This is a genomic window from Bartonella sp. AP40SXNS (assembly GCF_042195825.1).
Classification (GTDB): domain Bacteria; phylum Pseudomonadota; class Alphaproteobacteria; order Rhizobiales; family Rhizobiaceae; genus Bartonella.
On the sequence record NZ_JBHIPB010000006.1, the window covers coordinates 40829 to 53821 of the forward strand.

Below are 12993 nucleotides of genomic sequence, written 5' to 3' on the forward strand. Positions count from 1 at the left end.
AGAAGGACTGAGAGGTGTCGGGGAAACTTCTGGAGTTTTCCCGCGTTTTTGGCTGAATGACAAGGTGTATACAAAATGTATTCTTTCTAATAGTAATCTCTTAAGAAATATATATAAGAAACTATTGGGTGATTGAAGTGAGAACAAAAAAGCTGGTCACATAGAAACTATGGCGTGATCGAGTGGAGTTATGGTATGGCAACAAAGGTTAAACAGAAAGATAATGCAGAAGTAAAAAGCCAAGCGAGTTTAGATGGCCCTCTTCTTGATTTTTCTGATGATGCCATCAAGAAAATGATTAAACTTGCCAAAAAAAATGGTTACGTAACGATGGATGAACTCAATGCAGTTCTTCCTTCTGACGAGGTTACATCCGAACAAATTGAAGATATCTTGGCGATGTTCTCTGAGATGGGGGTTAATGTTGTGGATGATGAGGATGAAGTTGAGTCTGAAAATTATGAAGAAGAAGTTACGGTAGAGGGGGGGGATTTAGTAGAAGCCTCTAGCCACGCAATTGCAACGACAACGAATAAACGCGAAGTAACAGATCGCACCGATGATCCGGTGCGTATGTATTTGCGTGAGATGGGAGCTGTTGAGCTTCTTTCGCGGGAAGGCGAAATTGCCATTGCTAAGCGTATTGAAGCAGGCCGTGAGACAATGATTGCGGGACTTTGTGAGAGTCCTTTGACTTTTCAGGCTCTTATTATCTGGCGTGACGAGTTAAAAGAGCAGCGTATTCTTCTTCGTGAAATTATTGATCTTGAAACGACTTATGCTGGTCCAGAAGCAAAGCAGGCTCCTGTTATTGAGCGAAGTGAAGTTGATAAGACAGTAGAAGAAAAAATGTCTTCTGGTATACGTAATATGGGGGAGAGCGCAGGAGAGAGAAACATTGAAGACGATGATGAAGAAGACGAGGACGATGTTAACTTATCGCTTGCTGCAATGGAAAATGAACTTTGTCCTCAAGTTATGGAAACATTGGATTTTATTGCTCAAACCTATGTAAAATTACGAAAATTACAAGATCAGCATGTTGAAAGCAGTTTGGCAGAGCGTAAAGAGGGGGCCCTTACATCTTCTCAGAAGAAGAAATATATTCAATTAAAGGGTGAGTTGATTCAAGCAGTAAAATCTCTTTCTTTAAACCAAAATCGTATCGAAGCTTTAGTTGAACAGCTTTATGACATTAATAAGAGATTGATTCATAATGAAGGTAAGCTGAAACGGATTGCCAATAGCTATGGCATTGGCCATGAGGATTTTTTAAAAGAATACCAAGGGCGTGAATTGGACGCGGATTGGATGAATTATATTGCTGCTTTGCCTACACCTGGTTGGAAAGAGTTTTCGGTGCGTGAAGCAAAAGAAATCCATAAACTGCGAAGTGAGATACAAAATCTTGCGCAAGAAACGGCTATTTCGATTGGTGAATTTCGTCGGATTGTTATGCAGGTGCAGAAAGGTGAACGCGAATCAACAATTGCGAAAAAAGAGATGGTAGAATCTAATTTGCGTCTTGTCATTTCAATTGCAAAAAAATACACCAATCGTGGTTTGCAGTTTCTTGATCTTATTCAAGAGGGCAATATCGGTTTGATGAAGGCTGTGGATAAGTTTGAATATCGGCGCGGTTACAAGTTTTCAACTTATGCGACATGGTGGATTCGTCAGGCTATTACACGTTCAATTGCTGATCAGGCACGTACAATTCGTATCCCTGTTCATATGATTGAAACAATTAATAAAATCGTTCGTACCTCGCGTCAGATTCTCCATGAAATTGGACGAGAACCAACACCAGAAGAATTGTCTAGCAAGCTTTCTATGCCGTTAGAAAAAGTACGAAAAGTTCTTAAAATTGCAAAAGAGCCTATTTCACTCGAAACGCCTGTTGGTGATGAAGATGATTCCCATTTGGGTGATTTTATTGAGGATAGGAATGCGTTATTACCAATTGATGCTGCTATCCAAGCTAATCTGCGAGATACGACAACACGCGTTCTTGCTTCATTAACACCGCGGGAAGAGCGTGTTTTGCGTATGCGTTTTGGAATAGGGATGAATACAGATCACACGTTGGAAGAAGTAGGACAACAATTTTCAGTTACAAGAGAGCGTATTCGTCAGATCGAAGCAAAGGCACTTCGTAAATTAAAACATCCTAGCCGTTCACGAAAATTGCGCAGTTTTCTCGATTCTTAAATAAAGGAATTCGTGTGCATTTTAATAGCTTCCTTCTTCTTCTTAATGAAGGGGGGGAGGTGCTTCATGTTGTACTTGGATACTTTTTTGAGAAAAACATAGGAAGAATTTGAATAATCTAGAAAGTTTACGATGTTTAATGTTTTTCTTATCTTTGGGGCTTTATACTTCTCAATAGATATAGGGCAAAGGGTGGTTATGGAGTAAAGAGTAGGGGGGCTTTTAAAAAATGAACGATAAAACATTACCTTGCGTATAGCACGGCTCGTTTTTTAAGAAATGAGATCTATTAGGAATAAACTTATATTGCAACATACGGACTTTTTGATGAAAATGTATATTCTTTGCGGAATTTTTCTATCATTTTAGGTGACGCATTTTATTCTTCGTTAAGTTTACAAAAAGATGTTTTAATAGGTTACGTTCATTTATATACGCTATTTTTTGAATATTCTCTTTTTATTCAGATGGATTTTAAGAACATGGTTTAAACTATACATTGAGTTTAATCTTTTTAAGAGACAAAAATAGATGAAATTATAGAAATTAAATGTTTCATTTTTTATAGATCGTCTTAATTTAAAAAGGTGTGCCTGAGTTTATGAGTGAAGAACTTCCCTTTTGGAAAGTAAAAAAATTAGAAGAGATTTCCATTTCTGAGTGGGAGAGCCTTTGTGATGGCTGTGGCCGTTGTTGTCTCCATAAAGTTGAGGACGACGATACGGGTGACCTTTATGCAACCAGTATTGCTTGTCGTCTTTTAGATGGGGAAACCTGCAGGTGTCGAGATTATGCTCATCGTAAATCAATTGTACCAGATTGTATATCGCTAGACATTACAACAGTTAAAACAGCCTGTTGGCTTCCAGAAAGTTGTGCTTATAGATTAATTTACGAGGGAAAAGATCTTCATTGGTGGCATCCATTGGTATCAGGAGATTGTCAGACGGTACATATCGCGCGTATTTCTGCACGCGAACAGATAGAGATTTACGAAGACGAATTATTATCTGAGGAAGATTATCTTTATCACATTACTGGTCTTCTACGTGAAGGCCAGTAATGTGATTTTTTATACAACAGTTGGTGACTTAATCGATCGCAAAGACTACAGTGACACTCACATTATAATTTAATTCACCACCTGCAAAATTTGTATTTGCGTAGCTTGCATCTGCTGCTCTACTCATGAGACGTGGTGCTGGATGGTAGTAATCATCCTTTTCATTGATTTCAATAATTTTTCCTAATTTTAAATCGGCAGCTTGTGCTATCGTTTGCGCTTTTTCAATGGCTTCAGTAATGGCTTTTTTACGTGCTTCTTGATAAAATGGCTTTGTATCTGCGTTGGTAAAAGTAATGCCGTTAACTGAATTAACACCTAGTGTCATCGCTTGATCAAAGATTTTACCAGCATTGGTAAGATCACGAATGCGCACGGTTAAAGAATTTGAAACATGATAGAGTTTTTCATTATTCTTTTTTTCGTGGTGGTTATCAGAGGTCGACTGATAAATGGATAAGCCTGATGTTTGCAAATCATTTGCTTGGATACCATTGTTTTTAAAAGCTTTTATAATATCATTGATGGATTGATTATTAGAAGCTAATGCCTTTTGGGCAGTTTTGTCATAGGTAACAACGGCTAGATTAATAATGGCCATATCCGGTGCTGCTTGACTTTCTCCGGTTGCAGTCACTGTGATTGTTGCATTTTTTATTTTGTTTGCTTCAGCATGCACAGTCAATGAAGTGGTTAAGAGTGTGAATGCTAATATAGCTGTTTTAACCAGAGACCCCTTCAGTGGTTGAATTTTCTTTTTTATCATATCTATTCCTTTAATATTTATCAGTTTATTACTTTCTCATTTTTGAGATTTTTTGTAAAGAAATTAGAGCACTGGAAAAAAAACCAATAGAAAAGAGAAAAAAAGAGAAAAAGATGGGTTATAATCTTTGTCAGCTCTTGTATCATAGGGCATTTTAGTTTAGAGAGAAACAACCTATGTAGGGCCTGTAGCTCAATTGGTTAGAGCCAGCGGCTCATAACCGCTTGGTTGGGGGTTCGAGTCCCTCCGGGCCCACCAATAGGGAAATGTCCAATAGAAAAATAGATCGCTTAAAAGTTTTGAGATTCTACCTTTTTCGTTTTTTATTTATTTTCCTGTTTTTTTAGAATCTTTTAGTCGTTGTTTGTTGCAGTTTTTTCTCTCAGTCGCTTTAATATGATGGTATGTTTTCTTAGTTTCATCAAAGAAGTTCTCTCACTTGCAACCTTTTAGCATTTGGATTAACTGATATGTGTCCTATTTACTTTTTTAATTCATATACTGTTTTATAATTTTTCTGTATGGTGTTCTTCATAAAATAGAAGGCTAAAAGCTTCATTGGATAAGTTTATTTATACTTGTTCTGCAAATAAATAGACCTCAATAAAACCAATTTTAAAGATTGTACCTGTTCAGAACAAATGGCTCAAAAAAAATTTAGTGTAAATTTGCTTTTTTCTAAGTGATGTTAATGTCTTTTAGACGTTCGAATAGCATCATCGTGATGAAAGGTTAGTGTATAAGAGAATGTGATCTATGCGCATTCATATGTATCATGGGGGCAACGATGATAACATTTGTTGATATTTTCTTTTTCACAAGAAAGGAATTCTATTTGATATTTTGAGAAATATTGTTCATAGTGACGGTGGCGTATTCTCTGAAAGAATTTTATTAATTATTCTTTGAAAAATCAATTGAGTGATTGTTTCTATTGCTTTGCATCATCCAGATTCTATTGTAATAAGCATTTTATTATTCTGTAAGAAATGTTTTCTATGATATTGGAAAATTCATTAAAATACCATTTTGGACTTTGTGTATTTTCTGTTTAATGCTCAAAGTATAGCATGTAATTCGAATTGTTATTGAAGGACCAAAGGTCTTTTTTGATTTTATTCTCATCGGGGATTGATCGTATTTTGATAAACCTAGCTCTTTTTTGTATTGCTAAAATCTTCCTTGTATTGATTGTGAGGAGAGTTTGATCTTTGTTATGAGTTTCTTCTCTTATGAAAAATTATTGGCAGGGAGAGTGTTTTTTGGGAAAAGTATACTTCTTCTTCAAAGTCATACTTTGAAAATATAATTCTTCATTTGCATAAGGGAATTTCTCTCTTGTTGTAAATCTGTATCAAATTTACGTAAAAAGATTGTGCGTGGTGATTCGTTTTATTTTTTAATAGTATCATTTTTGCTTATGATAGAGACTTATATTAGTATTTACAAGGTGCGTTTAGAGGGGAGGTTACCTGTAAACGTGTTACAGAGTTTTAGGTAGTGAGGCTCTGTTTATAAGAATTTATTCCTATAACATTGTTATATTCTTGCTTTGCAATATTGTTAAAAAAACATAGATAGTGCTATGTAGAATAAATTGTGATGTATTTTTTTCAAAAAAGCTCTTTCGTGTTCTCTTATATAGAGTTCAGGAGTGTCTTCAGGGATATTTTCACATTAGTTTTTATTGGTCCGAATCGCAAGATCTGCGTAACATTATTCGCGTTTTTGATAGATTATACCAATTTTCATAAGAAGGTCTGGATCGTGTGATGCTTTCTGTTTCACCATGGTACATGACTAATAGAACTTCATCTGATTTTGTAAAATAAGTTTGTACACAATTGCTTCCATACTGCCTATTGCAAATATTTTTTTCTAAGGTATGAGATATATTTTAAACGCTTTAGCGTTATATAGTGTGACTACATGGAGTATGACTATGAAGAATGATAAAAAATTTGAAACAACTTTATCTGATATTATTGTGAAATGGGAGTCTTTATCGACGTCTCAAAAGCAAGCGATATTGGATAAAGTAGAAAATTCTACAGATTCTGCTCATTCAACAGAACATTTAAGGCTTCAATCTTCTTTTTATCTCCAGACGAAATCAAAGTTATGAGTTTTAAATCTTCATCGGAAATGTTGAAACCAGTTATTACATATATGGCACTAGCATTTCCCAGTGTATTCAAAATAGCCATGAGTTTATCTACAGAAGGCCTCTTGCCTCCATTTATCATTTGTTGGACGTAATTTTGTCCACAGCCTGCAGCTCTGCTTATTTCAATCATTGTTCGTCCGTCACTTTTTATCAATTCAACTAAGCGTTGGAACCAATCTTTTTCAGTCTTTGTCATTTTTAGACCTTTACATATTTACGCTATAGCGTTAATATTGCGTTGCGAATCCAGAATATATGATACAAGGAGCGTGAAAATATCCATGTGTAGCTCTTCGCTAAGGAAGCATATAGAGTTGTTTTTAACTAATAACAAAATGTCCCCATACACTTTCAGATTCGAATCAATAAAAATGGTTGCTTAGTTCCACGGTTGTGAAAAAGTAAATGTGTATACCAGAAAGGGCGATACACACTCGTATGTTTATGAGATTTCACTATGATAGTATACGTAGCAGCATTATAAATCAAGATATACCCCAACATCAGAATTTGTAAAAAAAATTCTGCGTTGAGGTAGTGTGTGAATATAACAAAGCTTTAGAGCCTTAAGAGATAGGATAATGGCTGTAGAAAAAATGTAAATTGCATAGACAAAGAATACTGATTTCTTCTTTATTGTAATAAATTAGATCACTATCAGATGGTATATCGTATATATGCGTAAAAAAATGGGAAATATTAAAAAAGTGATCTTGGATATTTTATTAAACAGGAAGGTAATCTGATCCACAAAGGTGGTTGTTTGGTAGAATTGCACATTCGATCAATGCCCTTATGGGGGTGAATGTGTTTTTATGATGCTGCGGTTTATAATGAAGTCTGTGTTTATAATGATATTGTTATTTATAACAATGCATTAACATATGGTTGTTTAGTCGTTCGTACGAGTTCGCATGTTTATGAAAAATAAGAACTTTATCGTTATTTAAATATGAGTGGAGATGCATATGTTTATGCTAATGCGGTCTTTTTTGATCAAGTTTTGAATGCTCAATGTATTGAACTTTGTGGTGATACTCGTGATTGTAGAAAGGCTCGAGTTTATAATGATGCTTTAGTTTGTGGTGATGTAAAGATTTGTGGGAAGGCAAAATTTTACAGAAATGCTGTGCTTTGTGACACTGAAGATTTTTGTAATAATGAAAAACTTTCATATATAGCCGCATTCCACATGGCGTAAAAAAGGAAGATAGGAACGATTTGGGCAAGGCTTGTATGATTGGATTGCGTCGTTAGTTTTATTTGACGTTCCTTATTTTTTGTATTTTGTGTCAATAAATGTGTCGCAAATAATTGGTGTGAGTGTAGATTTAGCCGCTTTCAGAGATTTTTTTGCGTCATTTATCAATGCTTTAATGGAGAAAATAAGAACGCCGAGAGTGACTGTTCACACTTGGAACATGCGATTTATTGCATTCTTTTTTTGATTGAGGATGAAACAAATTGATCAAGATGATCACTTGAGCGACAATTAAGGGAGATCCAAATGAGTGTAAACGAAATTTTATTGGGAGCAATGGTTGTTGTTTTGTTATGCAGCGGGGTTATATTTCGGTTTTCTTTATATTATCGCAGTCAAGTGAAAATTTTAAAAGAGGAATCTAGAAGAATAAAGCATGAGTTTTTAAGAGATTCTATGAAGATGACTGAAGAACGAGATAGGGCTATTAGAGAGCAAAGTATGGTGATTAAAAGACGTGACCAAGCAATTGAAAAACTGAAAAAACAAATTAAGCAATATGAAAAAAATGAAAAGAAATATAAAAAAATGCTTAAATCTGAAGATGATAAAGAGTGATTGTATTCATATTTTGCATTAAAGGGTTTGGAAATGTGTTAGGAATATTGGAATGACGAGAGAGATAAACTTTAATGAAGCCAATTATGGTGCTGATGGAGAGATTGTATTGGAAGAGATATTCAGGTTTACTCTGATTTTATGACAACATTTAATTTTATAAGACAGAGCGTCGTTGATCATAAAATAAGAATTTATGATGATAAACTAGTTTATAGGTAGGCTGGTTATTAAAAAGTGTGTCTATACAATCCAGAAATTTTATATTATTGCTGGAAACAATTTTGCGCGTTCCTTTTAGATGTAAGGTATAAATGCCACGATAGTTTCAGCTAATAGGTATAAAAAATTGCATGATAATAGAAAGAAAGAGATATTTGCTTTTTATGAAGATGAAATCGGTAAGCCAGTTATGGTTATCAGATACAGAAGAGGAATATGAACGTAAAAGATATTAATATCTTGGAGAGTAAATATATTTCATCATTGATGATTTATCTTCTCTTCATGTTTGTTTATTTTTTATGAAAAATACAAAACTTAAGAGATTTTCTTTTTGATAAAGGCTATAGAGATTTGAGTATGATTAAAAATAAACATATAATCTGTAAGAATATGACTGTTATTTGTGAGTGTTAGAAATAATACAAGAACTTTCTCTCATTGAGGGGAAATCCATCACTTTTCATTTGTCACAAAAGTAACTACCATACCATTATACAAAATAAACGCTTGTTTTAATGGTAAAGAACGTTAGGACTGTAGTTCTCTAATAAGAGCCTTATGTGTAATTTCTTTTATTTGCTCAATATTGATTAGGATATCTTGTTTTGTTGGGTAACCTTTACTAGAAAAAGCAATTTTTTGTGCATCTCCTGAGATTAAACGCCAGTACCATTGATTGTGAACTCCTTGAAACACCTCAAAATACATGCTTCCCACCTCATAAAATAGCTGATAATTTTCAGGATAAATATTTAACTAATCCGCTTGTAAACATTAATCTATGTCTCTCTAGGAAGTCGTCAATATATGCCCCTTAAATTTTCTGACCTTAAAAAATAATTTCTATGAGAGCTATTATTCTTTTAACAAGAAAAAAATTATTGTCAATAAGATATGAATGAGAATTTTATACTATAAAATTATTTTTTTTAATTTAATGACACTATACTTTTATTTACAACGCAAATATTTTTTCTGTCGTTATAGAAACAAAGTTTATAAATTATATAAAATTTCACCAGCACGGATAAAGTAAAAAACACTTTTCTCCATACTGGTAGAGTTTAATCATTTCTTGTTTTTCTTTTTAAATAGACGTTTATTGATTAGCTATAACCTCTTTTTGGGATACGCTTCGAATGAGTAAATCAATGAATAAGCTAAGGGTATAAGAATTGGCCATTTTAGCTTTCATATCAATAAGAGAGGTTGTAGTTTTAGGGTTAAAACCATTTGATAAACCTTGTCTTGACAAATATTGCTGCAATTTTTCATAAGAACTGTCGATTTTTTCTTGATTTAGTTTTTCGTTACGATCACTATCGGAAAGCGTTTCTTCCAGTCCCTCGATTTTTTTAATAAAATAATTCCAGTCAAAATCACCTTTTGTATATTCGGTGTCAAACATTTTTCCTTGTCCAGTTAAAAGCCAATTAATATTGACACCATATAACGTGCGGTATGTTTGTAAGACACTAAGATTGGGTTCTCTCTCTCCACGCTCATAAAAAGCAATGGAATTTTTTGTCATGCTAAAACTTTTAGCTAAGGTTTCACGTGATGGATCGCCTAAAGCAAGACGTACATAACGTAAACGTTTTCCAAATATGGTTTTTGATTCAGTTTCAGGACGTGCCACGAATTATCTCCCTCGGTAAATCATCATGGTATAAATCATTAAATAATAAAAGCACACTATGTATTAATATTCTATGATATAATGTCAATATTATAGCTTTAATTTCTTGTTATTTTTTTATTTTCGTAGATAGAAAGCAATCTTTCATTTATTGTATTGACAATTGATATTTACTTCAAAACAAAATTCCTTGTTGCTACATTTGTCTCTTGCTTTTTTTTTGAGAGAATTTTCATGTAACCTTACCATATATATTCTATACACCCCTGCATTAATAGATGCAACTTTAAAGAGATGCAAGCTTTGGATTTATACTGTGTGTGCTGTAGTTGAATTAGAAAATAAACTTTGAGGAATGATCATGGCCCTATTACGCTATTTTGGGTGTGCTTTTTTTTTCACGATTATTGGTATTTTTTTAGGAGGGGCTATTGGTTGGTTCGAAACGGGAAGCATTACTGGTTTTCTTAAATATTTTTTTATTTGCTGTGTTTTAGGGATTTTGGAAATTTCTTTATCTTTTGATAATTCTATTATCAATGCGCGTATTCTTGGTAGAATGGATCCGTTATGGCGTCGCCGTTTTCTTATATGGGGCATTTTGATAGCTGTATTTGGGATGCGGATTGTTTTTCCGTTATTGGTGGTTGTCGTTGCTGTTGGGATTAATCCCATTGCGGCAGTCAAATTAGCGATATGGGAACCACATCGATATGCCGAAGTTTTAATCGATGCACATATGGGGATTGCCGCTTTTGGAGGAACTTTCCTTATGATGGTTGGCTTAAAATATTTTTTTGATTCTAAAAAAGAAGTGCATTGGCTTAATGTTATAGAGAGACCTGCTCAAAAGTTTGGGGCGCTTGTTGGAATTGATATTGCAATTGTTTTGATTTTGATCTTATTTGTTTCAGGTCAGATTGACGCAGAAAATAAAATAACTTTTTTATTGGCAGCACTTTATGGACTTTTGACCTTTATCGGTGTTGAAGTTGTCGGTCATCTCTTGGATACTCCTCAAAAGACTTTAACAACAGTAGCTCACGGGGGAGTAGGGGCGTTTCTTTATTTAGAAGTTCTTGATGCTAGTTTTTCTTTCGATGGCGTGGTTGGTGCTTTTGCCTTTTCACACAACCTTTTTATTATTGCGATAGGTCTTGGTATCGGAGCATTTTACGTTCGTTCTATGACAATTATGTTGGTTGAATCAGGAACATTATTGCATTATCGTTATTTAGAGCATGGTGCTTTTTATGCAATTCTAGTTCTTGCAGTGATTATGTATCTGCAAACGATTATATCGGTTCCTGAAGTTTTAACAGGACTTGTGGGAGTCTGTATTATTGGAATAGCGTTGTATTCTTCGATTCGTTTTAAGCGTTGTCAATTGGATAAACAGGGCGTGTCTAAGTAATGAAAAATTCGTGTTTTCTCACGCTTTTGTTTATCGCATGTCTTTGAATAGAGAGAGGCTTTTTATGCAAAAAATGCCATGTTATTGCTTATTGATGTTTTTGTTTTAAAGTTGACACTATTGCGCGATTTTCCTCCATGAGGGAAATAATGTATAATCTTTTGGATAACTTTTGACGTATAGAGGCTTTTTGACTTCAATATAAGGTGCAAGTTTACGCTATACTTTTTACCAGCTTTTAGTATCATAACTGCTTTTGCATTTAATGATTCATAAGAAGCATTTTGGCTGTTTTTTTTGCAAGATTTTTATTCATACATCAATCCTATTTATGATGTTTTAAGAGAATGGTATTGAAATAGGGGTGAAATGAGAGAATTTTACGATATTTGGGTTCCTTTCTTAAATAGGTAAAAAAATTTATTCATTATAAATCAGAATGTTATAATGGTAGATGAGAAAAGAATATTTTAGGAGAGCATTAACAGTTCTATACCTGCTTCGTTCATAGTTTTAAGCATAGTGTTTAGTGATCCGTTTACATCAATACCAGCACAAGCATTTAATGAAACACTGACTTTAAAACCGTATTGTATGGCGTGAAGAGCAGAGAATCCGACACAAAAATCAGTTGCTAAGCCACACATAATGAGCTTGGTAAAACCATGCTCTTTGAGATAAACATGTAAACCTGTTGGTGTTTTTTGATCATTTTCAAGAAAGGCAGAATAACTATCCATTTTTGGATTATAGCCTTTTCTAAGGATAAGTTGTGCCTTTTCCACTCTAAGAGATGTATGAAACTCTGCTCCTTGTGTTCCTTGTATACAATGATCAGGCCAAAGTATTTGAGGACCATAGTCAAGAGTGACTGTATCATAGGTTTTTTTTTCAGGATAGCAGGAAGCAAAGCTGCAATGGTTTTTGGGATGCCAGTCTTGGGTTAAGATAACGTGATCAAAATGATTTATGAGATTATTGATGGCGGGTAAAATAGTATCACCTTGTGGTACTGCAAGTGCTCCACCAAGTAAGAAGTCATTTTGAACATCAATGACGATTAAGGCTTTTTTTTCCATAAATATATTCCTCATAGGAGACGCGCTTTTATCGTATTTTTAAAAAGCTATATTTCGCCTTGAAGTTTTGAAATGAGTTGCTGAATATTGATACTATTTTTACAGTTATCAAGCCAAAAGAGGGGAATGGATAAGTTTTTACAATTTGTTTTATAGTTTTTTACGAATTGTAACCACGTACCAATGGGGAGTGCACTGTAGTCATTTGTTGCTACGTGTTGATGCAATGCCTTCATGATCATTGGGCTTGGGACGTCAGATCCCATAAGGCGGCAGTCATTTTGTAAACGTAATTTAAGCCACATCAAGGAAAGGGGTGAAGTCCATTGTTTTCCGTAACAAAAAATCGATGAAAAAAGGGAAGGATTTTTTACGGCGTAATATAAAGCCCATAAGGCAAAAAAAGAAGGCGCGTAGAGAATTGCTTTTCTTTCTGGTATCCTATCACATTGATAAGTTGGTTTAATACGATAAAAATACAAGGTTATATCTGGTATGGAAAAGATGGGCAATGTTTGATAACATGTTTCAGGGACAGCTAAAAAGATTTGCTTTTTGCTTTTTGAGGCGATGTTTTTTTGCATTCAGAACCATACTGGGGCTTGTGAGA

Annotated in this window: 13 protein-coding genes and 1 tRNA gene; 8 read left to right on the forward strand and 6 right to left on the reverse strand. The window is 34.2% G+C overall.

The genetic code is table 11. The features are described from left to right. Window positions 1–195: 195 nt before the first annotated feature. Both rpoD and ACFILZ_RS05565 read left to right on the forward strand, forming a co-directional pair. Complete coding sequence (gene rpoD / locus ACFILZ_RS05560; protein WP_375606946.1) at window positions 196–2211, forward strand: RNA polymerase sigma factor RpoD; 2016 nt, start codon at window positions 196–198, stop codon at window positions 2209–2211. Between the two features lie 601 nt (window positions 2212–2812). Beyond that, the gene (locus ACFILZ_RS05565; protein ID WP_375606947.1) at window positions 2813–3274 is read left to right on the forward strand and encodes a YcgN family cysteine cluster protein; all 462 of its coding nucleotides are present in this window, start codon (window positions 2813–2815) and stop codon (window positions 3272–3274) included. A 28-nt stretch (window positions 3275–3302) separates the two neighbouring features. Here the strand turns inward: ACFILZ_RS05565 and ACFILZ_RS05570 are convergent, their stop codons facing one another. Beyond that, window positions 3303–4040, reverse strand: a complete 738-nt coding sequence (locus ACFILZ_RS05570; RefSeq protein ID WP_375606948.1) for an SIMPL domain-containing protein — start codon at window positions 4038–4040, stop codon at window positions 3303–3305. Between the two features lie 181 nt (window positions 4041–4221). On the opposite strand from ACFILZ_RS05570, the gene ACFILZ_RS05575 reads away from it, so the two are divergent. Then, window positions 4222–4298, forward strand: a tRNA-Ile gene (locus ACFILZ_RS05575). Between the two features lie 1684 nt (window positions 4299–5982). Continuing rightward, window positions 5983–6165, forward strand: a complete 183-nt coding sequence (locus ACFILZ_RS05580; RefSeq protein WP_273790801.1) for a hypothetical protein — start codon at window positions 5983–5985, stop codon at window positions 6163–6165. On the opposite strand, the gene ACFILZ_RS05585 is transcribed toward ACFILZ_RS05580, so the two are convergent. Further along, entirely contained in the window at window positions 6089–6403 is a 315-nt protein-coding gene (locus ACFILZ_RS05585; RefSeq protein WP_007347852.1) for a helix-turn-helix domain-containing protein, read from the reverse strand. The genes ACFILZ_RS05580 and ACFILZ_RS05585 overlap by 77 nt on opposite strands. Window positions 6404–7012: 609 nt before the next feature. On the opposite strand from ACFILZ_RS05585, the gene ACFILZ_RS05590 reads away from it, so the two are divergent. The 3 genes from ACFILZ_RS05590 (at window position 7013) to ACFILZ_RS05600 (ending at window position 8026) form a co-directional block, all read left to right on the forward strand. Further along, complete coding sequence (locus tag ACFILZ_RS05590; protein ID WP_375606949.1) at window positions 7013–7138, forward strand: hypothetical protein; 126 nt, start codon at window positions 7013–7015, stop codon at window positions 7136–7138. A 21-nt stretch (window positions 7139–7159) separates the two neighbouring features. Then, window positions 7160–7408 (forward strand): hypothetical protein, encoded by a 249-nt coding sequence (locus ACFILZ_RS05595; protein WP_375682355.1) that lies wholly within the window; start codon window positions 7160–7162, stop codon window positions 7406–7408. Window positions 7409–7714: 306 nt separating this feature from the next. Further along, window positions 7715–8026, forward strand: coding sequence for a hypothetical protein (locus tag ACFILZ_RS05600; protein WP_273790799.1), 312 nt, complete (start codon window positions 7715–7717; stop codon window positions 8024–8026). 753 nt (window positions 8027–8779) lie between these two features. Here ACFILZ_RS05600 and ACFILZ_RS05605 read toward each other — a convergent pair. Both ACFILZ_RS05605 and ACFILZ_RS05610 read right to left on the reverse strand, forming a co-directional pair. After that, window positions 8780–8959: a DUF1508 domain-containing protein gene (locus tag ACFILZ_RS05605; RefSeq protein ID WP_142416545.1), complete on the reverse strand. Its 180-nt coding sequence runs from the start codon at window positions 8957–8959 to the stop codon at window positions 8780–8782. A gap of 391 nt (window positions 8960–9350) precedes the next feature. Continuing rightward, window positions 9351–9890, reverse strand: a complete 540-nt coding sequence (locus tag ACFILZ_RS05610) for a helix-turn-helix domain-containing protein (protein WP_375606950.1) — start codon at window positions 9888–9890, stop codon at window positions 9351–9353. A gap of 361 nt (window positions 9891–10251) precedes the next feature. Between ACFILZ_RS05610 and ACFILZ_RS05615 the strand changes: the two genes are divergently transcribed. After that, window positions 10252–11304 carry a DUF475 domain-containing protein gene (locus tag ACFILZ_RS05615; protein WP_375606951.1) on the forward strand — a complete coding sequence of 351 codons (1053 nt, stop codon included), beginning with the start codon at window positions 10252–10254 and terminating at the stop codon, window positions 11302–11304. A gap of 470 nt (window positions 11305–11774) precedes the next feature. On the opposite strand, the gene pncA is transcribed toward ACFILZ_RS05615, so the two are convergent. Further along, entirely contained in the window at window positions 11775–12383 is a 609-nt protein-coding gene (pncA, locus tag ACFILZ_RS05620) for a bifunctional nicotinamidase/pyrazinamidase (RefSeq protein WP_375606953.1), read from the reverse strand. 47 nt (window positions 12384–12430) lie between these two features. Beyond that, window positions 12431–12967: a hypothetical protein gene (locus ACFILZ_RS05625; RefSeq protein WP_375606954.1), complete on the reverse strand. Its 537-nt coding sequence runs from the start codon at window positions 12965–12967 to the stop codon at window positions 12431–12433. Window positions 12968–12993: the final 26 nt, after the last annotated feature.

Excerpts from the sequence above, each read along its gene's own strand:
- ACFILZ_RS05580 (WP_273790801.1), top strand. The coding sequence starts at position 5,983 with ATGAAGAATGATAAAAAATTTGAAACAACTTTATCTGATATTATTGTG.
- ACFILZ_RS05595 (WP_375682355.1), top strand. The coding sequence starts at position 7,160 with ATGAGTGGAGATGCATATGTTTATGCTAATGCGGTCTTTTTTGATCAA.
- ACFILZ_RS05570 (WP_375606948.1), bottom strand. The coding sequence starts at position 4,040 with ATGATAAAAAAGAAAATTCAACCACTGAAGGGGTCTCTGGTTAAAACA.
- ACFILZ_RS05590 (WP_375606949.1), top strand. The coding sequence starts at position 7,013 with ATGTGTTTTTATGATGCTGCGGTTTATAATGAAGTCTGTGTTTATAAT.
- ACFILZ_RS05615 (WP_375606951.1), top strand. The coding sequence starts at position 10,252 with ATGGCCCTATTACGCTATTTTGGGTGTGCTTTTTTTTTCACGATTATT.
- ACFILZ_RS05625 (WP_375606954.1), bottom strand. The coding sequence starts at position 12,967 with ATGCAAAAAAACATCGCCTCAAAAAGCAAAAAGCAAATCTTTTTAGCT.
- ACFILZ_RS05585 (WP_007347852.1), bottom strand. The coding sequence starts at position 6,403 with ATGACAAAGACTGAAAAAGATTGGTTCCAACGCTTAGTTGAATTGATA.
- ACFILZ_RS05565 (WP_375606947.1), top strand. The coding sequence starts at position 2,813 with ATGAGTGAAGAACTTCCCTTTTGGAAAGTAAAAAAATTAGAAGAGATT.
- ACFILZ_RS05600 (WP_273790799.1), top strand. The coding sequence starts at position 7,715 with ATGAGTGTAAACGAAATTTTATTGGGAGCAATGGTTGTTGTTTTGTTA.
- rpoD (WP_375606946.1), top strand. The coding sequence starts at position 196 with ATGGCAACAAAGGTTAAACAGAAAGATAATGCAGAAGTAAAAAGCCAA.
- ACFILZ_RS05605 (WP_142416545.1), bottom strand. The coding sequence starts at position 8,959 with ATGTATTTTGAGGTGTTTCAAGGAGTTCACAATCAATGGTACTGGCGT.
- pncA (WP_375606953.1), bottom strand. The coding sequence starts at position 12,383 with ATGGAAAAAAAAGCCTTAATCGTCATTGATGTTCAAAATGACTTCTTA.